At 70.3% G+C, this 24600-nt stretch carries 23 protein-coding genes and 1 tRNA gene; 14 read left to right on the top strand and 10 right to left on the bottom strand.

The window, feature by feature from the left end:
* Positions 1–2: 2 nt before the first annotated feature.
* The 5 genes from folE to nudB all read right to left on the bottom strand — a co-directional run bounded on the left by folE (position 3) and on the right by nudB (position 5281).
* A complete protein-coding gene (folE, locus tag ASF44_RS22995) occupies positions 3–731 on the bottom strand; it encodes a GTP cyclohydrolase I (protein WP_056901763.1) in 729 nt (242 codons plus the stop codon).
* A gap of 15 nt (positions 732–746) precedes the next feature.
* Positions 747–2498, bottom strand: a complete 1752-nt coding sequence (locus ASF44_RS22990) for an ATP-dependent DNA ligase (RefSeq protein WP_056901583.1) — start codon at positions 2496–2498, stop codon at positions 747–749.
* Positions 2495–3511, bottom strand: coding sequence for a ligase-associated DNA damage response exonuclease (locus ASF44_RS22985; protein ID WP_056901582.1), 1017 nt, complete (start codon positions 3509–3511; stop codon positions 2495–2497). Before ASF44_RS22985 ends, ASF44_RS22990 begins: the two co-directional genes overlap by 4 nt.
* Before the next feature lie 115 nt (positions 3512–3626).
* Positions 3627–4832 (bottom strand): cardiolipin synthase ClsB, encoded by a 1206-nt coding sequence (clsB, locus tag ASF44_RS22980; RefSeq protein ID WP_056901581.1) that lies wholly within the window; start codon positions 4830–4832, stop codon positions 3627–3629.
* Positions 4829–5281, bottom strand: coding sequence for a dihydroneopterin triphosphate diphosphatase (gene nudB, locus ASF44_RS22975; RefSeq protein ID WP_056901580.1), 453 nt, complete (start codon positions 5279–5281; stop codon positions 4829–4831). The genes clsB and nudB overlap by 4 nt, the downstream gene beginning before the upstream one ends.
* 165 nt (positions 5282–5446) lie before the next feature.
* Between nudB and ASF44_RS22970 the strand changes: the two genes are divergently transcribed.
* The gene (locus ASF44_RS22970) at positions 5447–6424 is read left to right on the top strand and encodes a GMP reductase (protein WP_056901579.1); all 978 of its coding nucleotides are present in this window, start codon (positions 5447–5449) and stop codon (positions 6422–6424) included.
* Here the strand turns inward: ASF44_RS22970 and ASF44_RS22965 are convergent.
* On the bottom strand, positions 6417–7343 hold the full coding sequence (locus ASF44_RS22965; protein ID WP_082524984.1) for a PfkB family carbohydrate kinase: 927 nt from the start codon (positions 7341–7343) through the stop codon (positions 6417–6419). The genes ASF44_RS22970 and ASF44_RS22965 overlap by 8 nt on opposite strands.
* Before the next feature lie 208 nt (positions 7344–7551).
* On the opposite strand from ASF44_RS22965, the gene ASF44_RS22960 reads away from it, so the two are divergent.
* Together ASF44_RS22960 and ASF44_RS22955 are read left to right on the top strand one after the other, a co-directional pair.
* A tRNA-Lys gene (locus ASF44_RS22960) sits at positions 7552–7627 on the top strand.
* A gap of 475 nt (positions 7628–8102) precedes the next feature.
* Complete coding sequence (locus tag ASF44_RS22955; protein WP_056901577.1) at positions 8103–8990, top strand: LysR family transcriptional regulator; 888 nt, start codon at positions 8103–8105, stop codon at positions 8988–8990.
* Between the two features lie 134 nt (positions 8991–9124).
* Here ASF44_RS22955 and ASF44_RS22950 read toward each other — a convergent pair whose 3' ends face one another.
* Positions 9125–11560 (bottom strand): catalase, encoded by a 2436-nt coding sequence (locus ASF44_RS22950; protein WP_056901576.1) that lies wholly within the window; start codon positions 11558–11560, stop codon positions 9125–9127.
* Positions 11561–11865: 305 nt separating this feature from the next.
* Here ASF44_RS22950 and ASF44_RS22945 point away from each other — a divergent pair, with 305 nt between their 5' ends.
* From ASF44_RS22945 to ASF44_RS22935, 3 genes are all read left to right on the top strand, one after another.
* Positions 11866–12078, top strand: a complete 213-nt coding sequence (locus ASF44_RS22945) for a hypothetical protein (protein WP_235579314.1) — start codon at positions 11866–11868, stop codon at positions 12076–12078.
* Between the two features lie 117 nt (positions 12079–12195).
* A complete protein-coding gene (locus ASF44_RS22940; protein WP_056901574.1) occupies positions 12196–14514 on the top strand; it encodes an FdhF/YdeP family oxidoreductase in 2319 nt (772 codons plus the stop codon).
* 17 nt (positions 14515–14531) lie between these two features.
* Positions 14532–15653 carry a catalase family protein gene (locus tag ASF44_RS22935; protein ID WP_056901573.1) on the top strand — a complete coding sequence of 374 codons (1122 nt, stop codon included), beginning with the start codon at positions 14532–14534 and terminating at the stop codon, positions 15651–15653.
* A gap of 88 nt (positions 15654–15741) precedes the next feature.
* Here ASF44_RS22935 and ASF44_RS22930 read toward each other — a convergent pair whose 3' ends face one another.
* Positions 15742–16470 carry a sulfite exporter TauE/SafE family protein gene (locus ASF44_RS22930; RefSeq protein ID WP_056901572.1) on the bottom strand — a complete coding sequence of 243 codons (729 nt, stop codon included), beginning with the start codon at positions 16468–16470 and terminating at the stop codon, positions 15742–15744.
* 296 nt (positions 16471–16766) lie between these two features.
* On the opposite strand from ASF44_RS22930, the gene ASF44_RS22925 reads away from it, so the two are divergent.
* From ASF44_RS22925 to ASF44_RS22895, 7 genes are all read left to right on the top strand, one after another.
* Positions 16767–17792 (top strand): sulfonate ABC transporter substrate-binding protein, encoded by a 1026-nt coding sequence (locus ASF44_RS22925; RefSeq protein WP_056901571.1) that lies wholly within the window; start codon positions 16767–16769, stop codon positions 17790–17792.
* Positions 17793–17810: 18 nt separating this feature from the next.
* Positions 17811–18770, top strand: a complete 960-nt coding sequence (locus ASF44_RS22920) for a sulfonate ABC transporter substrate-binding protein (RefSeq protein WP_056901570.1) — start codon at positions 17811–17813, stop codon at positions 18768–18770.
* A gap of 40 nt (positions 18771–18810) precedes the next feature.
* Positions 18811–19998 (top strand): FMNH2-dependent alkanesulfonate monooxygenase, encoded by a 1188-nt coding sequence (ssuD, locus tag ASF44_RS22915; protein WP_056901569.1) that lies wholly within the window; start codon positions 18811–18813, stop codon positions 19996–19998.
* Positions 19999–20008: 10 nt separating this feature from the next.
* Entirely contained in the window at positions 20009–20866 is an 858-nt protein-coding gene (gene ssuC / locus ASF44_RS22910) for an aliphatic sulfonate ABC transporter permease SsuC (protein ID WP_056901568.1), read from the top strand.
* A gap of 14 nt (positions 20867–20880) precedes the next feature.
* On the top strand, positions 20881–21846 hold the full coding sequence (locus ASF44_RS22905) for an aliphatic sulfonate ABC transporter substrate-binding protein (RefSeq protein WP_056901567.1): 966 nt from the start codon (positions 20881–20883) through the stop codon (positions 21844–21846).
* A 109-nt stretch (positions 21847–21955) separates the two neighbouring features.
* Complete coding sequence (locus ASF44_RS22900; RefSeq protein ID WP_056901566.1) at positions 21956–22744, top strand: ATP-binding cassette domain-containing protein; 789 nt, start codon at positions 21956–21958, stop codon at positions 22742–22744.
* Positions 22745–22770: 26 nt separating this feature from the next.
* On the top strand, positions 22771–22986 hold the full coding sequence (locus tag ASF44_RS22895; protein ID WP_056670856.1) for a molybdopterin-binding protein: 216 nt from the start codon (positions 22771–22773) through the stop codon (positions 22984–22986).
* Here ASF44_RS22895 and ASF44_RS22890 read toward each other — a convergent pair.
* Positions 22952–23326, bottom strand: a complete 375-nt coding sequence (locus tag ASF44_RS22890; protein ID WP_056901565.1) for a DUF86 domain-containing protein — start codon at positions 23324–23326, stop codon at positions 22952–22954. The two genes, ASF44_RS22895 and ASF44_RS22890, sit on opposite strands and share 35 nt — an antisense overlap.
* The gene (locus tag ASF44_RS22885; RefSeq protein WP_056901564.1) at positions 23295–23624 is read right to left on the bottom strand and encodes a nucleotidyltransferase family protein; all 330 of its coding nucleotides are present in this window, start codon (positions 23622–23624) and stop codon (positions 23295–23297) included. The genes ASF44_RS22890 and ASF44_RS22885 overlap by 32 nt, the downstream gene beginning before the upstream one ends.
* Positions 23625–23688: 64 nt before the next feature.
* On the opposite strand from ASF44_RS22885, the gene ASF44_RS22880 reads away from it, so the two are divergent.
* Positions 23689–24573: a MurR/RpiR family transcriptional regulator gene (locus tag ASF44_RS22880; RefSeq protein ID WP_056901563.1), complete on the top strand. Its 885-nt coding sequence runs from the start codon at positions 23689–23691 to the stop codon at positions 24571–24573.
* Positions 24574–24600: the final 27 nt, after the last annotated feature.

Genomic DNA, 24600 nt, shown 5'->3' with positions numbered 1-24600 from the left:
GTTTACTTCCGGTTGGGGATCAGCGCGAGGAATTCGCGGCGCAGGTTCGGGTCCTTGAGGAACACGCCGCGCATGACCGAGTTGATCATCTTGCTGTCCATGTCCTTCACGCCGCGCCAGGCCATGCAGTAGTGGCTGGCCTCCATCACGATGGCCAGGCCATCGGGCTGCGTCTTGTCCATGATCAGGTCGGCCAGTTGCACCACGGCCTCTTCCTGGATCTGCGGGCGGCCCATGATCCACTCGGCCAGCCGCGCGTACTTGGACAGCCCGATCACGTTGGTGTGTTCGTTGGGCATCACGCCGATCCAGATGCGGCCGATCACCGGACAGAAGTGGTGCGAGCAGGCGCTGCGCACCGTGATCGGGCCGACGATCATGAGCTCGTTCAGGTGCTCGGCGTTCGGGAACTCGGTGATGCTGGGCGGCTTCACGTAGCGGCCGCGGAACACCTCGTTGACATACATCTTGGCCACGCGGCGCGCGGTGTTGTCGGTGTTGTGGTCGCGCTCGGTGTCGATCACCATGCTGGAGAGCACGCCCTCCATCTTCTTCGTCACCTCGTCGAGCAACTGCTCGAGCTCGCCGGGTTCGATGAACTCGGCGATGTTGTCGTTGGCGTTGAAGCGCTTCTTGGCGGCGTTCAGGCGCTCGCGGATCTTCACCGAGACAGGCGTGCCTTCGTCTTCGGTTGCGGTAGAGGTCAGCGCTGCTGCGCCTGGCGGGTGCATGAGCATCGCGGGATATTAACCCAGGCCTTTTTCGGGAACGGGCTCGCCGCTGGCCGCGCTGGCGTGCAGCAGGTCCTCGAGTTCGGCCAGCGTGCCGGCCTCGTGGATGGGCTTGTCGTCGCGGATGCGCAGCATGCGCGGAAAGCGCACCGCGATGCCGCTCTTGTGCCGCGGGCTGCGCGCGATGCCCTCGAAACCGAGCTCGAACACCAGCGAGGGCACGACGCTGCGCACGGGCCCGAACTTCTCCAGCGTGTTGCGCCGGATCACCGCGTCCACGCGGCGGAATTCGACGTCGGTCAGGCCCGAGTAGGCCTTGGCGAAGGCGACCAGCTGCAGCGCGCCCGGCACGGCCGGCTCCCGGCGCGCGATGGCGTCGAGCACGCCCTGGGCCTCCGCAGCGTCCGCGGGCGTGCGGTTCCATACCGCGAAGGTGTAGTCGGTGTAGACGGAAGCGCGGCGGCCATGGCCGGCCTGGGCGTAGACCAGCACGGCGTCGACGGTCATCGGGTCGATCTTCCACTTCCACCACAGCCCGTCGAGCTTGGTGCGGCCGGTGCCGTAGGCGGCATCGCGGCGCTTGAGCATGAGGCCTTCGACGCTGCGCTCGCGCGATTGCGCGCGGGCCGCCGCAAGTGCAGGCCAGTCGGCCCCCACGACCAGCGGCGACAACCGCAGCACGGGATGGCCGGCCAGCAGCCGCTCCAGCTCCGCACGGCGCGTGCCTTGCGGCTGGGCGCGCAGGTCCCGGCCCTCCCATTCGAGGAGGTCGTAGGCCACGAAGGCCACCGGGGCATCGGCCAGCAGCTTGCGCGGCAGCGTCTTGCGCGCGATGCGCTGCTGCAGCAGTGCGAAGGGCGCGGGCTGTTCGGCCTGCGCCGGCCAGACCAGGATCTCGCCGTCCAGCACCGTGCCGTCGGGCAGGGCGGCGGAGGCGGCCACGATCTCGGGAAAGCGATCGGTCACGAGCTCTTCGCCGCGCGACCAGAGCCAGACCTGGCCCGCGCGCTTGACCACCTGGCCGCGGATGCCGTCGTATTTCCATTCCACCTGCCAGTCGTCCACGGGCCCCAGCCGTGCGGGCAGCTCGTCGAGCGGGGTGTCGAGCTGGTGCGCGAGAAAGAAGGGGTAGGGCTGGCCCGGGTCGGCCGGCGCATGGGGGCCGTCTCCCTCCTGCGCCGCGTGCGTGAGCGCTGCGAAACGCTCGGGCGTGGGCATGCTGCGCGTGTCGGTGTAGCCCATCATGCGCTGGGCCACGCGCTTGGCGTCCACGCCCGCGTGCGCGGCCAGCGCCCGCTGCACGAGCAGCTTGCTCACGCCCACGCGAAAGCCGCCGCTCACGAGCTTGATGAGCAGGAAGCGGCCTTGCGGATCGAGTTCCTGCCAATAGCCGCGCACGCGCGTGGCCACCTCGGGCTCCGGCAGGCCACGCAGGGGCAGCAGGCGTTCCTCGATCCAGGCCGCCAGGCCCAAGGTGCTGCCGCCGCCCTGCAGCGGCAGGATGTAGGCGATGGTCTCGGCCAGGTCGCCCACGGCCTGGTAGCTCTCCTCGAACAGCCAGTCGGGGATGCCGGCCATCTCGCACGCGATGGTGCGCAGGCTGGCCGTGCGCACCACCTGGCGCGGCTTGCCACCGGCCAGGAAGTACACGGCCCAGGCGGCGTCGGCCGGCTGCGCCTGCGCGAAGTAGCGCTGCATGGCCTGCACCTTGGCGCTGGTGGAGGTGGTGGCGTCCAGCTCGGTGAACAGGCGCGCGAAGAGCTTCATGCCGCCTCGGTCTCCAGCGCCTCGTCGCCATACTCGGTCTGGAACGCGCCGGCCTCCAGGCCTTGCTCGGCCAGGTAGCGCACCATCACGGGAATGCTGCCGTGGGTCACGATCACGCGCTGCGCACCGGTTGCGCCGATGGCCGCGTGCAGGCCGGGCCAGTCCGCATGGTCGCTGAGCACGAAGCCGCGGTCGTAGCCGCCACGCCGGCGCGCGCCGCGCAGCTGCATCCACCCGCTCGCGAAGGCCGTGCCGAACTCGCCGAAGCGGCGCGCCCAGGTGCTGGCGGCCGCGCTGGGTGGGCACAGCACGAGTGCGCGCTTGAACACGGCACGGTCCGTCACCTCGGTGGCCAGTTGCGTGGCCGGCAAGGCCACGCCGGCCGCGCGGTAGGCCTGGTTCAGCGGCTCCACGGCACCATGCACGACGATGGGCCCGATCGCCGCGTTGACGCCGGCCAGGATGCGCTGGGCCTTGCCGAAGCTGTAGCAGGCCAGCACGCTGGCGCGGCCGAGTTCGGCATTGGACTGCCACCATGCGTCGATCTCGGCGAACAGCTCGGCATCGCTGCGCCAACGGTAGATCGGCAGTCCGAAAGTCGATTCGGTGATGAACACATCGCAACGCTGCGGCTCGAACGGCGCGCAGGTCGGGTCGGGCGCGACCTTGTAGTCGCCGCTGGCGATCCAGACCTCTCCGCCACCTCGCCCCGTGCTCGCCATCCGCACCTGTGCCGAGCCCAGCACGTGGCCTGCAGGGTGCAGCGAGACCTCCACGCCACCGTGCACGATGCGCTCGCCGTAGGCCAGGGTCTGCAGCGTGATCTCGCCCAGCCGCTGGCGCAGCACGCCTTCGCCGGGCGCGGCCGCCAAGTAGTGGCCGTGGCCGATGCGGGCATGGTCGGCATGGGCATGGGTGATGACGGCGCGGGGCACGGGCCGCCAGGGATCGATGTAGAAATCGCCGGGCGGGCAATACAGGCCCTCGGGCCGCTGCACCACGAGTTCACTCATGCAACGATTGTGCGGCGGCCCGTGCGCCGTCGAGAACGGCCCCGATGCAATGCTGGCGTAGGCCGGCGGCCCGCGGTGCTGGAGGTTGGTGCCCTCGGCGGACCTGTTGGTGCTATCAATAGCGCTTGCCGGTGACCAGCAGGGCCAGGCGCATCACCAGCATCGCCAGGTGTTCCTTGCAGCGCTGCACCCAGGGCCGGTGGCCGTGGCGGGTGGGCTCCATGCGCTTGCCCTCCTCGCGCATCGCGCGCAGCAGGCGAGCGCGCAACTGCTGCGCGAAGGCCTTGTCCTCGATGACCACATTGGCTTCGCGCGCGAGCAGCAGGCTCAGCGGGTCGAGGTTGGACGAGCCCACCGTGGCCCAGTGCCCGTCGATCACGGCCACCTTGGCGTGCAGGAAGCTGGGCGCGTACTCGTGGATCTCGACGCCCGCCTGCATGAGCAGGCCGTACACCGGCCGCGAGGCGTGGTACTGCATGAAGTACTCGTAGCGGCCCTGCAGCAGCAACTGCACCTGCACGCCGCGCCGCGCTGCGCGCACCAGCGCGTTGCGCAGCCTGCGGCCGGGGATGAAGTAGGCGTTGGCGATCACGACCTCGTGCCGTGCCTCGCCGATGGCCTTGAGGTAGGCGCGCTCGATGCGCTTGCGGTGGCGCAGGTTGTCGCGCAGCAGCAGCACGGCGCGCGCACCGGCCGTGCCGTGCGGCACGGCCGCGCCATGGCCGCCGCCGTCCTGCATGAGGTCCTGCACGGCCTGCAGCGGCTCGCGGCGCCGCAGGTCGTGCACGGCCTGCAGCCGGCGCCAGAGCAGCGCGGCGGTCTGCTGCGCCTCGGCCACGAGCGGGCCCGTCACGCGCACGGCGAAGTCCAGCCGCGGTGCCTCAAGCCGGCCCCAGCTCGGGTCGTGGAAGTCGTCCAGCACGTTGATGCCGCCGCAGAAGGCCACCGTGCCGTCGACCACGCAAAGCTTGCGGTGCAGGCGGCGCCAGCGCGTGGGCAGCAGCAGCGCCAGCGCGTTGACAGGGGAGTACACGCGCCATTGCACGCCGGCGTCTGCGAAGCGCTGCATCCATTCGCGCGGCGCCGCGCCCGTGCCCAGCCCGTCCACGGCCACGCAGGTGCGCACGCCGCGCCGGGCCGCGCGCAGCAGGGCCTCCGCCAGGTCGGCGCCGCTGCCCGTGAAGTCGAAGATGTAGGTCTCGAAATGGACCAGCGTCCGCGCTGCGTCCAGGGCCGCGATCAGCGCGGGGGAGAACTCGCGCGTGCCCTCCAGCAGCGTGAGCTGGTGGCCACCGTGCAGGCGGTCGGCGGCACGCGTCACGCGCGGGCCGCGAAGCGCGGCAGCATCAGGATGGCCTCGGCATTGGACGGCGAGAAGCAGGCGTCGGCCGCGGCATGCCAGGGCAGCCAATGGAAGGCCGTGTGTTCGCGCGCATGCAACCGCACCGGCGTGCCGGCCGGCACGGCCAGGCTGAACAGGTGCTCGGTGTTGTGCCGCACGCCCGGTGCGTAGCGGTGCAGCCACTGCGGCCAGATCGCATAGATGTTCTCCAGCTGCCAGTCCACGAGCGCGTCGCCGCACGCGATGCCCGTCTCCTCGAACACCTCGCGCCGAGCGGTGTCGCGCAGGCCTTCGGCGTCGGTGTCCTTGCTGCCGGTGACGGACTGCCAATGCTCCAGCGCATCGGCCCGGCGGATCAGCAGCACCTCGAGCGCGGGCGTGTGGATCACGACCAGGACGGACTGCGGGATCTTGAAGGGGCGGGCCATCGGCGGGGATTCTAGGGAGGCGGGCAAGGGGATGCCGCGGTGACTAGAATCAGTCACCGGGCCCAAGTCATTGGCACCCGGTTTTTTGTTGCCTGCTCCACGGCAGCCGCCGGGCCAGTCCAAGCGCTCAATCGTTTCACAACCATTGATGGAAGCTGGATTGCCATGGAAATCTTCGACTACGACAACGTCCTGCTGCTGCCGCGCAAGTGCCGCGTGGAGAGCCGCTCGGAGTGCGACGCCAGCGTGACGCTGGGCGCGCGCAGCTTCCGCCTGCCGGTGGTGCCGGCCAACATGAAGACCGTGGTCGACGAGGCCACCTGCCTGTGGCTGGCCCAGCACGGCTACTTCTACGTGATGCACCGCTTCGACCTGGACAACGTGGCCTTCGTGCGCCGCATGAAGGACCTGGGCACCTTCGCCTCGATCTCGCTGGGCGTGAAGAAGCCGGACTACGACACCGTGGACGCGCTGGTCCAGCAAGGACTGGCGCCCGAGTACGTGACCATCGACATCGCGCACGGCCATGCCGACAGCGTGAAAGACATGATCGCCTACCTCAAGGACAAGCTGCCCGGATCCTTCGTGATCGCTGGCAACGTGGGCACGCCAGAGGCCGTGATCGACCTGGAGAACTGGGGCGCGGACGCGACCAAGGTCGGCATCGGCCCGGGCAAGGTCTGCATCACCAAGCTCAAGACCGGCTTCGGCACGGGCGGCTGGCAACTGTCGGCGCTCAAGTGGTGCGCGCGCGTGGCGACCAAGCCCATCATTGCCGACGGCGGCATCCGCGACCACGGCGACATCGCCAAGAGCATCCGCTTCGGCGCCTCGATGGTCATGATCGGTTCGCTGTTCGCGGGGCATGAGGAATCGCCGGGCCAGACCGTGGAGGTCGACGGCAAGCTCTTCAAGGAGTATTACGGCTCGGCCAGCGACTTCAACAAGGGCGAGTACCGCCACGTCGAGGGCAAGCGCATCCTGGAGCCCATCAAGGGCAAGCTCTCGGACACGCTGGTCGAGATGGAGCAGGACGTGCAGAGCTCCATCAGCTATGCCGGCGGCAAGAAGCTGATGGACATCCGCAAGGTGAACTACGTGATCCTGGGCGGCGACAACGCCGGCGAGCACCTGCTCATGTGAGGGCAGGGGGGTGCACGGCGAGCAGGCGCTCGACCTCCGCGCAATCCGGCCCGTTGGCCACGCCGCCCGGGCGCAGGCACTTGAGTGCCGCGGCCGCGCAGGCGAAGCGCATGGCGTCGGCGTCGGGCAGCGTGCGCGCCATGGCCATGGCCAGCGCGGCATGGAACACATCGCCCGCGCCGTTGGTGTCCACGGCCTGCACCCGGAAGGCCGGCAGGCTGTGCACCTGGCCGCCAGGGCGCTGCCAGCGCACACCGTGCGCGCCCAGCGTCACCGCGGCCAATTGGGCGCCGGCGGCGAGCGCGGCGCCCAGGCCATCTGCCAGCGTGGCCTGCGGCGCGAATGCGGCGAGGCCCGACTCGGAGAACACGGCCCAATCGGCCAGTGCCGCCAGCGCCTGCAGGTCCTGCGTGGGCGAGAGGTCGCCGTCCAGCAACGAAGGAACACCGGTTTGGCGCGCCCAGCGCAAGGCAGCCACGGCGCCCGGCATCCATCGCGGGTCGGCCATCAGCACGTCGCAGCCGGCCAGCACCGCGGTGTCGAGCCCGGCGGCGCGCGCCAGTGCGTCGCCACGGTGGTTGAAGATCTGGCGCTCGCCGCGGGCATCGATGACCACCGCCGAGACCGAGGAGGCCGCACCCGCCACGCGTTGCAGCTGCCTGCAGTCCACGCCGCATTCGCTCAGGCGGCGGACCAGGAAGTCGCCGGCATCGTCATCGCCGATCGCGCCGTGTAGCCGCACGGCCGCGCCCAGGCGCACGGCCGCGATCGACGCGTTCGCAGCCATGCCGCCAGAGATCGCCTGGTAGTGCTGTGCCGGTGTCTTGGTCGGGGCGGGTGGGAAGTCCGCAATGGAAAAGCAGTGGTCCAGTGCGGCATGGCCCACCGTGCAAAGTGTCCACGGGCCGGGTTCGCGCATGGTGTGGTCCTTGTTCTTGTGGCTGGCTGTGCCGCCATCTTAGATGGACCCGTTGCCAAAAAATTTGAAAAATCTTGCGCTATCCACAAAATGTAGGCTATAGTCTAGGGCTTCCGCGGAACACAAGAATTTCTCTGAATTTCGCGGCGATGGTTGCAAATGCGATCGGTCGTTTGAACAAGACGGCAGGTCTGCAGCACAGGACATCGGGCTCTTAGCTCAGTTGGTAGAGCAGCGGACTCTTAATCCGTAGGTCGAGTGTTCGAGCCACTCAGGGCCCACCAAAATTAAGAAATGGAACCAGGCACTTGCAGGAAACTGCAAGTGCCTTTTTCTTTGTCCGGACCTCGCGCAAAAAGCAGCCGATGGCTTGGCCGCTGCGGCAATACTGCCGCTGCCGCTGCTGCTGCCGCCGCGACCGTAGCCCCCCGCCGTCGCGGCCGCAGCGCTCCAGCAGCGCCTGCCCACGCAGGCATGCCACTCACCCCCCGTTGGGCGGCACCTTGAACCGTTCCATGATCTGCCGCTCGGCGCGTTCCAACGCCCGCGTGCCCCTTTCCATCCAGTCCCGAAGCCTGCCCCTGACCGTGGGTTGCGTGGCATCGCTTGCCGCGGTCAGGTCCGGTTGCTGCGGTCTGTCCGCGGGGCGTTCATCGGGGGGCGGCGTATGGATCGTTTGGCGCATGGAGGCGGCGATCCTCAGCGGCCCGGCAACAGCTGTAAAGTTGAATTGAATGACGATTGGATTCACCTTTCCTGATGCGTAACCTCAACCTGGACCAACTGCAGACGCTCATCGCCATTGCGGACCTGGGCACGTTCGCCGCCGCCGCGCAGGCGCTGCATCTGGCGCCGCCCACCGTGAGCCTGCACATCAAGGAGCTGGAATCGCGCATGGAGGCGGCCCTGCTCGTGCGCGGCAGAAGGCAAGCCGTGCTGACCCCGGCTGGCGATGCGCTGGTGCAGGAGGGCCGCAAGCTGCTGTGCGCCAGCGACGATCTCATCGACCTCGTGCGGCGCCGCGCCACCGGGCGCGAAGGTGTCGTCAGGATGGGGGTGTCGGCCGGGGTCAGCACCAGGCTGCTGCCGCTGGTGCTCGCTGCGTTGAGCGAGAGAAGCCCGGGCATCGACATCAAGCTCGAAGCGGTCGGTTCGGCCGATTCGATGCAGCGGCTGAGGGCGGGCACGCTCGACATCGGCATCGTGGCGAGCCCCCAGCCGGCCGTGACGCAGATCCGGTTGCTGCCGTGGCGCAACGACCACATGGTCGCGCTCCTGCCGGCTTGCTGGGACGCGCCGGAGTGGGTGACCCCCGAATGGCTGGCCAGCCGCCGGTGGGCCTCGTTCGCCCCGGCGACGCAGATGCACGGCCTCATCGCGGCTTGGTTCGGCCAGGCCGGGCTGAACCCGCGGCCGTTCCTGACGTTGAGCTACCCCGGCGCCTTGAAGAGCCTGGCGGCTGCAAGCCAGAGCGCGGCCATCCTGCCGCTCGAAGAAGTGCAGGATCTGTGCAACACGCCGGAAGTCCAGGTGCGCCACCTGCGCCCAGCGTTGATGCGTCCCATGGCCGTGGCCCACCGGCACCCGGCGGGGCCGGGCGGGACGATCGCCACAGTGCTGCAAGTGTTGGCCGACTTTTCCACCTGAAGGTGGACGTGACCCCGCAAGGGGCGAACCACAGGTTTCCGTTCAGCAGGGCGGCAGCATGAGCCGCCGACACGCTGGCCCGGCAGACCTGCCGGGCCGCGTGCGCTGCGCCGGCCGTGCGGCCGGCGCAAGCCTCACACCCGCGGCGGATCGGTCTCGCGCTCGGGATGCCGGTGCCGCGCCACCGCCTGCACGAAGGCGTCGAGCGCGCTCTGGCCATCGCCATCGCCCGCCACCAGGCCCGGGTCGGCCGCGCCGTCCGGCAGCTCCCACGGAATGCCGGCCTGCTCCAGCAGCACGCGCGCGTCGGCGGGCACCAGCAGCGTCTTGCAGTGGCGGTACTGTTCCTTGACGAATTCCAGCGCCAGGCCGTTGGCGGCCAGTGCCGCGATGGCATCCTGGCCCTGCGGCAGCACCACGGCGTCGAACAGGAAGCCGGGCTCGTTCTCGAGCGAGGCATCGGCCTGGACCGTGACACCGTCAGCATCGACCAGCGCGCCCACGTGCGGGCCGACGATGCGCGGCGCCGCGCCCTGCGCGGTCAGCGCCGCGGCCTGCGCCTGCAGCGCCTTGCCGTCCATGCCGTCGGCGGCCAGCAGCGCGACGACGCGCCCGCGGATGCCGACCTCGCCAGGCCGTGCCAGCAGCGACAGCGCGGCCGATGTGCGCACCTCGGGCTTGGCCGGCTTGGGCAGCGCGCGCGGCAGCGGGTCGGGCAGCTCGCGCATGCCCAGGCCCTGCGCCACCTTGCGCGCGAGTTCCTCCGACACATTGCGCAGCGACGCCACCATGCGGGTACGGATGGCCGGCACCGTGAGCTTGGACAGTTCGAAGCGGAAGGCCGCCGCGATGTGCGCCTGCTCGACCGGCGTCTGGCTGTCGAAGAACAGCGTGGCCTGGGTGTAGTGGTCGGCGAACTTCTCGGGCTTGGCGCGCACCTTGCCCTGTTCCTCCTTGGCGGCGATGCGCGCGGGCACCGAAACGAAGCCCTGCACCGCGCCGGCCTGGAACGGGGAGCCGCCGGCCAGCGAGTTGGGCTCGTAGGACACGCGGCCGCGGTGGATGGCCTGGCGGTGCATCCCGTCGCGCTGGTTGTTGTGCACCGGCGCAATCGGCGCGTTGATCGGGATCTCGTGGAAGTTCGGCCCGCCCAGGCGCGAGATCTGCGTGTCCACGTACGAATGGATGCGCCCGGCCAGCAGCGGATCATTCGAGAAGTCGATGCCCGGCACCACGTGCGCCGTGCAGAAGGCCACCTGCTCGGTCTCGGCGAAGAAGTTGTCGGGGTTGCGGTTCAGCACCATGCGGCCCACGGGCCGAACCGGCACCAGCTCTTCGGGAATGAGCTTGGTCGCGTCCAGGATGTCGAAGCTGAACTTGTCCGCCTCTTCCTCGGTGAAGATCTGCACGCCAAGTTCCCACTCGGGGTAGTTGCCCGCCTCGATGCGTTCCCACAGGTCGCGCCGGTGGTAGTCGGGGTCGGCGCCGGAGATCTTCACGGCCTCGTCCCAGACCAGCGAATGCGTGCCGTACTTCGGATTCCAGTGGAACTTGACGAACACCGACACCCCGTCTTCGTTGACGAAGCGGTAGCTGTGCACGCCGAAGCCCTGCATCGTGGCGTAGCTGCGCGGGATGGCACGGTCCGACATCGCCCACAGCAGCATGTGCGTGGACTCCGGCATCAGCGAGACGAAGTCCCAGAAGGTGTCGTGCGCGCTGCCGGCCTGCGGCATGCCGTGGTGCGGTTCGGGCTTGACGGCGTGCACGAGGTCGGGGAACTTCATCGCGTCCTGGATGAAGAACACCGGGATGTTGTTGCCCACCAGGTCCCAGTTGCCCTCGTCGGTGTAGAACTTCACCGCGAAGCCGCGCACGTCGCGCGCCGTGTCCTTGGAGCCGCGCTCGCCCGCCACGGTGGAGAAGCGCACGAACACCGGCGTGGCCTTGCCGGCCTGCTGGAAGGGCGCGGCCTTGGTCAATTGCGTCAGGGGCTCGTAGCACTCGAAGAAGCCGTGCGCGGCCGAGCCGCGCGCATGCACGATGCGTTCGGGAATGCGCTCGTGGTCGAAGTGCGTGAGCTTCTCGCGCAGGATGAAGTCCTCCAGCAGCACCGGCCCGCGCACGCCGTACTTGAGCGAGTTCTGGTTGTCCGCGATGGGCACGCCCTGGTTGGTGGTCAGGCGCTGGCCGGTGGCGTCCACGCGCACGCGGTCCAGCGGCCCCACGGTGGGATTGCCGCCCTCGGGCGCGATGCCGCCGGTCTTGTCCGATGCATTGGCTTCCGTGAGCGTGCTGGCGCCCGGCAGGCGCGATGCGGGCGCGATGTGCACGCCGGGCTTGGGCGCCACGCCGCGCGCGAAGCCATGCTCGTCGGCCTTGGTGGGGTTGGACGGCATGCCCGCCACCAGATCCTGCACCTGTGCCTTCTGCAGGGCTGCCGGATCGTTCGGGTCGCCGGCCGGGCCTTCTGCGGGGCCGCTGTCGGTGCGCTGGGCCGCGGCCGGGGAGCTGCGGGCGTTGGGCGGCGGCACGCGGCCGGCCGGTGTGGATTTGGGAGACTTGGCCATGGTGGGGTGGGGTGTTGTGTTGGAGCTGCGGCGAGATTGCCGAACACGCAACCCTAGGAGGTCTGCAGCCGCCTTGGTGTAGGACGTGGCGACAGCTGCTGCTGCGCATGTGGCCGATCCGCCCGGGCGGCGCCGGCGCGGGTGGCGCTGTGCAGAGCGATGGCGTCCGCGCCCACCTGCACTCGGCGCACTCAGCGCACGCCGTGTGCTCTTCGCGCTGCTGTCCCACGCTGGCCGCCCCAGCCGCATGGAAAGCTCCAGCCATGGGAGAAAACACGATGTGGGATATGTTGCAGTGGCCGGCCATGCTTTCTTCCCTGGCGGCCGCATGGCTGGTCGCCTCCAGCGCCGAGCGGCGCAGGGCGGTCGGCTTCTGGGTGTTCCTGCTCAGCAATGTGCTGTGGGTCGCCTGGGGCGTCTACACCGCGGGCTGGGCACTGGTGGTGTTGCAGCTGGGCCTGGCCGCCATGAACCTGCGCGGGCTGCGCAAGAACGACGCCGACGCACCGTCCTCTTGAACATCCTTGAACGCCTGGCGCCGCCAGGGCGCCTGTTCTCCTACGCGCCGCGTTCGGCCCGGCCGACGGCGCGCGCGCGGCGGGCCACGCACAGTGGCGCAAACCCTGGAGCCCCCGATGCAGACACCCCCCACCGAGCGGCCGCCAAGCCCGCAACGGCCAGAACCGCTGGAACCCTACGGCCAGGCCGCCGGTGGCTGGGGCTCGCTCAAGGCCGTCACCGTCAGCCTGGTGCGCGAAGGCGCGCCGCTCGCCACCGCCAATGCCCTGCGCAAGCAGAACAAACCGGGCGGCTTCGCCTGCGTCAGCTGTGCATGGGCCAAGCCCGCCAAGCCGCACCTGGCCGAGTTCTGCGAGAACGGCGCCAAGGCCACCGCCTGGGAACTCACGGACAAGCGGCTCGGCCCTGACTTCTTCGCCGAGCACACGCTGGCCACGCTGCGCGGCTGGAGCGACCACGCACTGGAGGCCGGCGGCCGGCTCACGCATCCCTTGCGCTACGACGCCGCCAGCGACCGCTACCTGGCGGTCGGCTGGGACGAGGCCTTCGCCGCCATCGGCGCGGAGCTCCGGCTGCTGCGCGAGGAGGATCCGCAGACCGTCGTGTTCTATGCCTCCGGCCGCGCATCGCTGGAGACCAGCTACCTCTACCAGCTGCTGGCACGGCTGTACGGCAACAACAACCTGCCCGACAGCTCCAACATGTGCCACGAAAGCACCTCGGTGGCACTGCCCAAGACCATCGGCGTGCCGGTGGGCACCGTGGCGCTGGACGACTTCGAGCACACCGAGGCCATCTTCTTCTTCGGCCAGAACGTGGGCGTCAACAGCCCGCGCATGCTGCACCAGCTGCAGGAGGCGCGTGCGCGCGGCGTGCCCATCGTCACCTTCAATCCGCTCAAGGAAGTCGGCCTGGTGCACTTCGCCAACCCGCAGTCGGCGCGCGACATGCTGACGCCCGCGGAGACGGCGATCAGCACCCAGTACCTGCAGGTGCGCAACGGCGGCGACATCGCGGCGTTGACGGGCATGTGCAAGTGGCTGGTCGAGGCCGACGACGCGGCGCAGGCCGCGGGCGCTGCGCGCGTGCTCGACGCGGCCTTCATCGCCGAACACACGCAGGGCTTCGAGGCCTTCGCCGCGCATGTGCGCGCGGCCAGCTGGGACGACATCGCGCAGCACAGCGGCCTGACGCGTGCGGCGCTGGAGCAGGCCGCCGCCACCTATGCCGCGGCCGGCGCCGTTTTGGGCGTCTACGGCATGGGCCTCACCCAGCACCGCCAGGGCGTGGCCAATGTGCAGATGGTCAGCAACCTGCTGCTGCTGCGCGGCAACATCGGCAAGCCCGGTGCCGGCATCTGCCCGGTGCGTGGCCACTCCAACGTGCAGGGCCAGCGCACCGTGGGCATCACCGAGAAACCCGAGCTCGCGCCGCTGGACCAGCTGGCCGCGCTGTATGGGTTCGAGCCGCCTCGTGCGCCCGGCCGCCACACCGTGGCCACCTGCGAGGGGGTGCTCGACGGCAGCGTGCGCGGCTTCGTCGGCCTGGGCGGCAACTTCCTGCGCGCCGCGCCCGACACCGAGCGGCTGGAGGCGGCCTGGGGTCGCATGCAGCTGACCGTGCACGTGGCCACACGCCTCAACCGCACGCACCTGCTGCCCGGCCGCACGGGCTGGCTGCTCCCCTGCCTGGGCCGCATCGAGATCGACCGCCAGGCCAGCGGCCCGCAGACCGTGTCGGTGGAGGACTCCACGGGCTGCTTCCACGCGTCCGATGGCGTGGCCGAGCCGGCCGACCCGGGCCTGCGCTCCGAGCTGGCCATCGTCGCGGCGCTGGCGCAGGCCACGCTGCCGCCCAGCGCGCAGGTGCCCTGGGCGCGCTGGACCAACGACTACGCCAGCGTGCGCGACGCCATCGAGGCCACCTGGCCCGAGGTGTTCAAGGACTTCAATGCGCGGCTGCGCGAGCCCGGTGGCGTTGCCAAGCCCAATGCGGCACGCCAGCGGGTCTGGAACACCGACAGCGGCAAGGCCTGCTTCATCGTGCCGCCCGCCGCCGAGCCCGCGGCCGATGCCGGCGTGCTGCGGCTCATGACGCTGCGCAGCGACGACCAGTTCAACACCACCATCTACAGCCTGGACGACCGGTTCCGCAACGTCTGGGGTTCGCGCATGGTGCTGCTCATGCACCCGGCCGACATGGCCGCGCGCGGCCTGGCCAAGGGCGATGCGGTGCTGGTCCACGGCGTCGCGGCGGACGGCCACGTGCGCCGCCTGTCGGGCCTGTGCGCGCTGCCCTACGACCTGCCGGCCGGCTCGGTTGCCGGCTACTTCCCCGAATGCAACCCGCTGGTGCCGCTGGCCCACCACGCCGTGGGCAGCCATGTGCCCGCTGCCAAGTCCATCCCCGTGCGCGTCGAACGCGCCACCGCCTGATCCGAGGAGAAAACCCGATGCCGACGACACCCCACGATGCCGCAGACCTGCCCCAGGCCGCGCTGCCGAACGCACCGCTGCCATGGACACCCGCCTGCGAGCAGGCCGAGGACGACGAGGCCGAGACCGCGCGCGAACTGGTCGAGACCATGCGCGGCATCAGCGAGACCGTGGCACGCGACGAGGGGCACGCCTTTCGCAGCGTGCACGCCAAGAGCCATGCCCTTCTCCACGGCCGGTTGCACGTGCCGCAGCTGCCGCCGGAGCTGGCCCAGGGCGTGTTCGCCACGCCGGGCGAGCATGCGGCCATCCTGCGGCTGTCGAGTTCGCCGGGCGACCTGCTGGAGGACGGTGTCTCCACCCCGCGCGGCCTGGCGTTGAAGATCCTGGACGTGGCAGGCGAGCGTCTGGAGCCGGCCGATGGCGCGGCCACGCAGGACTTCCTGATGATCAATGGCCCCGTGTTCACGGCGCCGACGGCCAAGAAGTTCCTGCAAAGCCTCAAGCTGCTCGCGGCCACGACCGACAAGGCGCCCGGCGCCAAGAAGCTGCTGTCGGCCGCGCTGCGCGGACTGGAGAGCCTGGTCGAGAAGGCCGGCGGCGAGAGCCCCACGCTCAAGGCCCTGGGCGGCCACCCCGCCACGCACCCCCTGGGCGAGATCTACTACACCCAGGTGCCGCTGCGCTACGGCCCGTTCATGGCCAAGCTGTCGCTGGCGCCCGTGTCGCCGGAGCTGCTGGCGCTGCACGACGCGCCGGTGGACCTGGGCGCCGGTCCGAACGCGCTGCGCGATGCGGTGGTGGCGCACTTCGCCGAGTTCGGCGGCACCTGGGAGCTGCGGGTGCAGCTGTGCGTGGACCTCGCGCAGATGCCGATCGAGGATGCCTCGGTGCGCTGGCCCGAAGACCTGTCGCCCTTCCTGCCCGTGGCGCGGCTCGTCGTGCCGGCGCAGGACGCCTGGAACACCGCCGGCACGCCCGGCGCGGAAGACCGGCTCGCGTTCAGCCCCTGGCGCGGCATCGAGGCGCACCGGCCGCTCGGCTCCATCATGCGCGTGCGCCGCCAGGCCTACGCCATGGCGGCGGCGTTCCGGCGCACGCAGAACGGCGTGCCGCAGGACGAGCCGGCCTCGCCCTGAGGCCCGCGGGCCTGGCCCGCAGGGCAGGGCGGACGGCGGAGCACAGGTCTGCAGCGCGGCCTGCCATGGCCGCTGATGCCCGCCCGGGCTAGCGCCAGGCGGCGGCCAGCAGCGCCAGGCCCGAGACGAGGAGCAGGGCGTCCAGCAGGCGCTGGAACAGGCCGGCGGGCAGGCGCAGCACGAAGGCCTTGCCGGCGAAGGTGCCGGCCATCAGCGCGGCGCCCACGATCAGCCCGCGCGACAGCACCTCCCACGGCAGGCCGCCGAGCTGCGCGAACGCCAGCGACTTGGCCACGTACAGCAGCAGGGCACTGGCCGCCTCGGTGCCGATGAAGGCTCCCTTGACCAGCCCGTAGGCCGAGAAGGCCGGCACGCTGAGCGGCCCGGTCGACAGCACCACGCCGGTCAGGTAGCCGATCGCGGCGCCGGCCACGGCCAGTTGCCACAGCTGCAGCCGCCACTGGCGCCGCTGCAGCCAGTGGCGCAGCGGCACCACCAGCACGAAGAACAGCCCGAGCGCGATGTCGACGGCCTGCGCGGGCATGGCCCACAGCGTGCGGGCGCCGAGCATCGCGGCCGGGGCACCGGGCAGGGCGTAGGCGCACACGGCGCGCCAGTCCACGCTGCGCCACCAGGCCAGCACGCGTGCCGCGTTGCCGACCACGGCCGCCACCGCCATGATGGGCACGGCCTGCTTGGGCCCGAAGGCGTGCACCAGCACCGGCAGCAGCATCACCGACGAGCCCGTGCCGATCACCCCGCTGACCGCGCCAGCGACCAACCCCACGAGCAGCACCGCTGCGTATCCCTCCAGCATTCCAGGTCACTCCCTTGCGTGCGCCGATTGTGGCGCGCGGTGCGCAGGCGGGGCGCTGCCGCTTGCCCCCAGCTTCTGTGGAAAACACTGTGCAGAACTCCGGTGTTGGCTGCGCGGGCCCAGCAACAGCGCGGGATGCAACGGATTGCCCAATCGCCGGGCAGTGGATGACCGGGCCTCTTTGCTCGGAAAACGCATAAGCACGGACACATTGATTCGTTCTCTTCAGCGACCGGGCTTCGGACACTGGCGCCACCCCAGGCCCCGAGCCGACCCAAGCCACCGGAGACCCGTCCATGCTGCCCCATCCCGCCGCGCCAGCCGAAGCGCCCATCCCCCAAGCCCCGTTCTGGCGCAGCGCGCTGCGCCATCTCGGCGTGGCCCTGCTCGCCGTGGCCGTCATCGCGCTGGCCGTGGGCCTGCTGGCCATGCCCGTCAAGGCCCAGGCACGGCCCGAGTTGCGCATCGGCTACCAGAAGTCCGCCAGCCTGTTCGTGCTGCAAAAAGCCCAGGGCACGCTGGAGAAGCGGCTCGCGCCGCTGGGCTTCGGCGTGAAGTGGGTGGAGTTCCCGGCCGGCCCGCAGTTGCTGGAAGGCCTCAACGTGGGCGCGGTGGACGTGGGCTACGTGGGCGAGGCGCCGCCCATCTTCGCCCAGGCCGCCGGTGCCAAGTTCGTGTACTTCGGCTTCGACCCGGCCGCGCCGCGCGCCGAGGCCATCCTGGTCGCCAAGGACTCGCCGATCCAGGGCGTGGCCGACCTCAAGGGCAAGAAGGTCGCGCTCAACAAGGGCAGCAACGTGCACTACCTGCTGGTCAGGCAGCTGGAGAAGAACGGCCTGAAGCTGTCCGACATCCAGCCCATCTACTTGGCCCCGGCCGACGGCCGCGCCGCGTTCGAAAGCAGGAACGTCGACGCCTGGGTGATCTGGGACCCGTTCCAGGCCGCGGCCGAGAAGGCCACCGGCGCCCGCGTGCTGGCCGACGGCACGCCCGGCGTGGTCAACAACTACCAGTACTACCTGGGCGAGCGCGGCTTCGTGCAGAAGAACCCCAAGGTGGTGCAGGCGCTGTTCGCCGATTCGGTGGAGCAGGGCATCTGGCTCAAGAAGAACCTGCGCCAGGCGGCCGAGCTCATCGCGCCGCTGCAGGGCCTGCCAGTGGACGTGGTCGAGCTGGCGCTGCGCCGCTACGAGTTCAACGTCAAGCCCATCACCCGCGAGGTGGCGGCCGACCAGCAGCTCATCGCCGACACCTTCCACGCGCTCAAGCTGATTCCCAAGCCCATCAAGGTCAGTGAAGCCGTGGTGTTCGCACAGGACTGAACTTCAAGAGAACAAGACATGACCCCCATCTCCCTTGCGCGCCGCCGCCTGGTCCAGGCCACGGCCGCCGCCATCGCCTTGCCCACCTTCAACGCTTTGGCGCAGACGCCGCAGCGCCAGCTGCGCATCGGCCACCAGAAGGGCGGCCTCAGCGTGCTCAAGGGCCGCGGCACGCTGGACAAGCGGCTCGCACCGCTGGGCGTGGCCCTCAAGTGGACCGAGTTCACGGCCGGACCGGTGCAGCTCGAAGCGCTCAACGTCGGCTCCATCGACTTCGGCGACGTGGGCGAGGCCCCGCCGATCTTCGCCCAGGCCGCAGGCGCGCCGCTGGCCTACGTGGCCGCCACCGTGCCGCGCCCGGCATCGGAGGCCGTGCTGGTACCCGCGCAGTCGGCCATCAAGACGGTGGCCGACCTCAAGGGCAAGAAGATCGCGTTGAACAAGGGCAGCAACGTCCACTACTTCATCGTCAAGCTGTTCGAGAAGCACGGCCTGGCCTACGGCGACCTGAACCTGGTCTACCTGCCGCCGGCCGATGCGCGCGCGGCCTTCGAGAAAGGCTCGATCGACGCCTGGGTGATCTGGGACCCCTTCCTGGCCGCCGCCGAGAAGACGCTGGGCGCGCGCTTGCTGGCCGATGCGCAGGGTGTGGTGGGCAACCGCGCCTACTACTTCTCGTCGCTCGACTACGCCGCCAGGAACGCCGACGTGCTGGCCATCGTGACCGAGGAGATCAACGCGCTCGACCGCTGGTCCGAGGCCCACAAGGATGCCTTCGCGGGCGAACTCTCCGCGCTGCTGGGCCTGCCCAAGCCTGTGCTGGACCTGTCGGTGGGCCGCAGCCGCTACGGCACGACGCCGATCACGCGCGCCATCCTCGCCGAGCAGCAGCAGATCGCCGACACCTTCCACGCCTTGAAGCTGATCCCCAAGCCCATCAAAGTGCTCGAAGCGGCCGCTCCCGGCATCGCCGCCTGAGCCCGACCACCACCCACCGCACCACCGTCCCCACAACCCCATGCAAGTCTTCTGGTTCCTCCCCACCCACGGCGACAGCCGCTACCTCGGCACCGGCGAAGACGCCCGCCAGGTCGACCTGTCCTATCTGCAGCAGGTGGCCGGCGCGGCCGACCGCCTGGGCTACGAGGGCGTGCTGATCCCCACCGGCCGCTCGTGCGAAGACCCCTGGGTCATCGCCTCCAGCCTGGTGGGCGCGACGCAGCGCCTCAAGTTCCTCGTGGCCGTGCGGCCCGGCCTGCACCAGCCGGCCCTGGCCGCGCGCATGGCCGCCACCTTCGACCGCCTCTCGGGCGGTCGCCTGCTGGTCAACCTGGTCACCGGTGGCGACCAGGGCGAGCTGGAAGGCGACGGCGTGTTCCAGGACCATGCGTCGCGCTACGAACAATCGGCCGAGTTCATCCGCATCTGGCGCGAGATCCTCGCGCGCAGCCATGGCACCGAGACCTACGACTTCGCCGGCAGGCACCTGAGCGTGAAAGGCGCGCGGCTGCTGTACCCGCCCGTGCAGAAGCCGCACCCGCCGGTGTGGTTCGGCGGGTCCTCGCCGGCCGCGCAGGATCTGGCGGCCGAACAGGTCGAGGCCTACCTGACCTGGGGCGAGCCGCCGGCCGACGTGGCCGGCAAGATCGAGGCCGTGCGCACGCGCGCCGCCCGGCAGGGCCGCAAGCTGCAGTTCGGCATCCGCCTGCACGTGATCGTGCGCGAGACCGAGGAGGCTGCGTGGAGCGCCGCCGATGCGCTGATCAGCCGCCTGGACGACGCCACGGTGGACCGCGCCCAGGCGGTATTCGCCAAGATGGATTCCGTGGGCCAGCAGCGCATGGCCGCGCTGCATGCGCAGGCGCGCGCCAAGGGCGGCGCCTCCAGCCGCTCGCGCGAGGCGCTGGAGATCAGCCCCAACCTGTGGGCCGGCATCGGCCTGGTGCGCGGCGGCGCGGGCACCGCCCTCGTGGGCAGCCCGCAGAGCGTGGCCGCGCGCATCCAGGAATACGCCGCGCTCGGCATCGACACCTTCATCCTGTCGGGCTACCCGCACCTGGAAGAGGCCTACCGCTTCGCCGAGCTGGTGTTCCCGCTGCTGCCACTGAAGCTGCGCGAGCGCCTGGCCGGCGCCACCGTGACAGGGCCGTTCGGCGAAGTCGTGGCCAACCTGGACGCGCCCGCACGGCTGGCGTCGCAGAGCTGAGGGCCGGCACATGAGCACCTTGGGTTCCGAAATCCGCGAGCCGCAGGTCACGCCGCTGCCAGACCTGGTGGACGCGCCCGACCGCGCGCAGGCGTCGGCCTGGCTGGCCGCGTTCGCGCGCCAGTTGCTGCCCTGGCTCGTTCCCGTGCTGCTGGTGGTGGCCTGGCAGGCCGCCTCCAGCCTGGGCTGGCTGTCCACGCGCGTGCTGCCGGCGCCCGTCGACGTGGTCACGGCCGCGTGGACGCTCACTGCGTCGGGCGAGCTCTGGACCCACGTGAAGGTCAGCGCCGGCCGCGCGCTGGCGGGCCTGGCCATCGGCGGCGGGCTGGGCCTGCTGCTGGGCCTGCTGACGGGCTCGGTCAAGTTCTTCGAGACGCTGCTGGACTCCACCATCCAGATGGTGCGCAACATCCCGGCGCTGGCGCTGATCCCGCTCGTGATCCTGTGGTTCGGCATCGACGAGTCGGCCAAGCTGTTCCTCATCGCGGTGTCGGTGTTCTTCCCCGTTTACCTGAACACCTTCCACGGCATCCGCAACGTCGACCCGCAGCTGATCGAGATGGGCCGCACCTACGGGCTGTCGCGCTGGCAGCTCTACAAGGAGGTGATCCTGCCCGGCGCGGTCTCGTCCATCCTCGTGGGCCTGCGCTTCTCGCTCGGCCTGATGTGGGTGATCCTGATCGTGGCCGAGACCATCTCGGCGCAGGCCGGCATCGGCTACCTGACCATGAACGCACGCGAGTTCCTGCAGACCGACGTGGTGCTGGTCGGCATCCTGCTGTATGCGCTGCTCGGCAAGCTGGCCGACCTCTTGGCCCGTGGCCTGGAGCACTGGTGGCTGCGCTGGCACCCTGGCTATCACAAATGAATGGTGAGAGATCCATGAACCCCGTCTCCTTCCAACGCCGCACGCTGCTCGGCGCCGCGGCATCCCTGGCCGCAGGCGCTGCCTGGGCCCAGCCCGCACCGGCCACCGTGCGCATCGGCTACCAGAAGTCGTCCACGCTGACCGTGGTGCTCAAGACCCAAGGCACGCTGGAACGCCGGCTCGCGCCGCTGAACACCAAGGTCAGCTGGCACGAGTTCACGAGCGGCCTTCCGTTGCTCGAAGCGCTGAACCTGGACAACCTGGACTTCAGCGCCGACGTGGCCGACACCGTGCCGGTGTTCGCGCAGGCCGCTGGCGCTCAGCTCACCTTCGTCGCGCAGGAGGCGCCGTCGCCCACGGCCCAGGCCATCGTGGTGCGCGCGGATTCGCCGCTGCGCAGCGTGGCCGAACTCAAGGGCAGGAAGATCGGCTTTGCCAAGGCCGCTGGCGCGCACTATTTGCTGATCGCCGCGCTGGAGCAGGCCGGCCTGTCGTTCAAGGACATCGAGCCCGCCTACCTGACCCCGGCCGACGGCCGCGCCGCCTTCGAGCGCGGCGCCATCGACGCCTGGGTGGTCTGGGACCCGTTCCTGTCGGCCGCGCAGCGCCAGTCCAACGCGCGCGTGCTGGCCGACGGCACCGGCATCGCCAGCTACCAGCGCTACTACCTGGCCAGCACCAAGTTCGCGCAGGCGCGCGCCGACGTGCTGGAGGTCATCTACGCCGAGCTGGCCAAGGCCGGCCAGTGGGTCAAGGCCAACCCAGATGCGGCAGCCGCGCTGCTCTCGCCCGTCTGGGGCGTGGACGTGCCCACCGTGCTGCAGGCCAACGGCCGGCGCAGCTACGCCGTGCGCGCGGCCGTGCCCGCAGGCCTGGCCGAGCAGCAGAAGATCGCCGATGCCTTCTTCGACGAGAAGCTGCTGCCGCGCCGGGTGAACGCGCTGGATGTGCCTCTCTTCAAACCCGGGAGCGCGACATGAGCGCACTTGGCGAGGGGCCCCGCGCAGCGGGGATCGACAACAGCGCGAGTGGCGCCAGCCGCCGACCCCGGTGCGCTGTGCACCCGTGCACCGTTTCGGAGGTGGCCACATGAGCGAAGCCGGCGGCGTGCGCCTGCAGGCGCGCAACCTCGTCAAGCGCTACGGCGCGCGCACCGTGCTGCAGAACACGCAGCTGGACATCGCGCCCGGCGAGTTCATCGCCATCGTGGGCCGCAGCGGCTGCGGCAAGAGCACCTTGCTGCGCCTCGTGGCCGGGCTGGAAGCGGCCAGCGGCGGCAGCCTGCAGGTCGACGGCCAGGCCATCGCCGGCCTGAACCCGCAGACCCGCATCATGTTCCAGGAGGCGCGCCTCCTGCCCTGGAAGCGCGTGCTGGACAACGTGCTGCTGGGCCTGCCCGAATCGGCGCGCCCGCGCGGCGAAGAAGTGCTGGCCCAGGTCGGCCTGGCGGAACGCGCGCGCGAGTGGCCGGCCCGCCTGTCGGGCGGCCAGCGCCAGCGCGTGGCACTGGCGCGCGCGCTGGTGCACCGCCCGCAACTGCTGCTGCTCGACGAGCCGCTGGGCGCGCTGGACGCGCTCACGCGCATCGAGATGCACCGCCTGATCGAAGGCCTGTGGCAGCGCCACCGATTCACCGCGCTGCTGGTCACGCACGACGTGCAGGAGGCCGTGGCATTGGCCGACCGCGTGGTGCTGATCGAGGACGGCCGCATCGCGCTGGACCAGCGCATCGACCTGGCGCGCCCCAGGGCGCAAGGCGATGCGGCCTTCGCCGCCATCGAGAAACGCATCCTCGACCGCGTGCTGCAAAAGCCCGCCGTCGAACAACCCGAACCCGACCGCCCGCAAGCCGCGCATGTCCTGCGCTGGGCGGTCTGACCCCTCACTTCTTCAGGAGATTTTTCATGAGCATCCAAGCCATCAACGTGCGCAACCAGTTCCGCGGCAAGGTCAAGGAGATCATCCGCGGCGACGTCGTCTCAGAGGTCGATGTCGAGACGCCCTGGGGCATCGTCACGTCGGTCATCACCACGCGCTCGGTGGACGAGCTCGCGCTCAAGCCGGGCTCGGACGTGGTGGCGCTGGTCAAGTCGACGGAGGTGTCGATCGCGAAGCTGTGACGCGTGCGTTCAGCAACCGCGTCAGGTCGGACTTCAACGCATCCAGATCGTCCACGACGGTGAAATAGAGGACCTCGTCATCCACGGCGTCATAGCCATGGATGACGCGGTTGCGCAAGCTGACCGCCAGCTTCAGGTCGGCGATGGCGCCCGCGGTTGCCGGCTCCAGCTTCAACATGCGAGAGCACGCCTCTCCCAGGATCTCGAGCTGCCGCTCGACGGCCGAGCGCCGCATCTTGTCGGCCAGGTAGCCTTCCAGTGGGATGCCTGCGACGAATTCCTGCGCTGCGGCGATGGCGCCGAGCGCATCAACCAGCAGCTTGGGAAGCCTGTCGGTCATAGACCACCGTGCGGCTGCGGTTGACTGCTTCCAGGAAATACGGGTTCCGGATATAGCGCGGGTTCACCAGATCCACCGGACGCCCCAGCAGGGACTCCAGTGCATCGGCCAGCTCGGTCCAGCGGCGTGCGCGTGAACCAGGCGCCTGGGCATCCAGTTCCACGAGGAAGTCGTAGTCGCTGGTCGTCGGCTGGAAGTCTGGCGTGGTGGCCGAACCGAAGAGCTCCAGGTGCGCGACCCCGTACTGCTTGCACAGGGCAGCGATCTCGGGCAGTCGGCGGGCAAGCGAGGCATGCATCGAAACATTATGGGTCAGGCACTACGAGGCCGTGGCACCCGTTGCCTTAGCATCGCCAGCGCCCATGCCCGCCACCACCGACCCCTCCGCCTCCTTCCTCGCGCGCATCCGCGAGCTGATGGACCAGCTGCCGCCGACCGAGCAGCGGCTGGGCCGCTTCATCCTCGATTTTCCGGGCGAGCTGGCCAGCTACAGCGCGTCCGAGCTGGCGCGCCTGGTGGGCGTGTCGAACGCCAGCGTCAGCCGCTTCGTGCAGCGGCTCGGCTACGGCAGCTACGACGAGGCGCGCCGGCATGCGCGCGACCAGCGCTCCGCCGGCTCGCCGCTGTACCTGGCGCCACGCGCGGCCGGCGCGGCGGGCGGCGGCCTGGCCGCCCACGCGCAGGCCGCGCACGACAACATCGCCGCCACGCTGCGCGGCGTGGACGAGACCACGCTCGATGCGATCGCCCAGGCCATGGTGCAGGCCCGCGCAGTGTGGTTCCTGGGCTACCGCAACAACCGCAGCTTCGCGGCCTACCTGCGCTGGCAGCTGGCCCAGGTGCTGCCGCGCACCCAGGTGCTGCCGGGCCCCGGCGAAACCCTGGCCGAGTACGCGGTGGACATCGCCGCGGGCGACGTGCTCGTGGTGTTCGCGCTGCGCCGCAGCCCGGCCGTGGCCACGGCGTTCGCGCAGCGCGCTGCGCAGGCGGGTGCGCAGGTCGTGTGCGTGACCGAGCCGTCTGCAGCCGGCAGCGCCGGCGCGCGCTGGGTGCTGCATTGCCACACCGCCGCGCCCGGCGTGCTGGACAGCCACGTGGCGCTGATGCTGCTGTGCGAGCTGCTGGCCACGCGCACGCTGCAGGCCGCCGGCACGGCAGGCCGGCAACGCCTGGCCGGCGTGGAGGCGGCGCACGAGGCGCTGGGGCAGTTGCGGACGGCCGGGCGGGGCGACGCGGCGGACGCCTGACGCGGGGTTGCCTGGCAGACGGTCGCG

Origin of the sequence: Pseudorhodoferax sp. Leaf274 (assembly GCF_001422445.1) — a bacterium.
In the GTDB taxonomy this organism is placed as follows: Bacteria; Pseudomonadota; Gammaproteobacteria; order Burkholderiales; family Burkholderiaceae_C; genus Pseudorhodoferax.
This window is presented reverse-complemented; position numbering and strand designations above follow the sequence as displayed.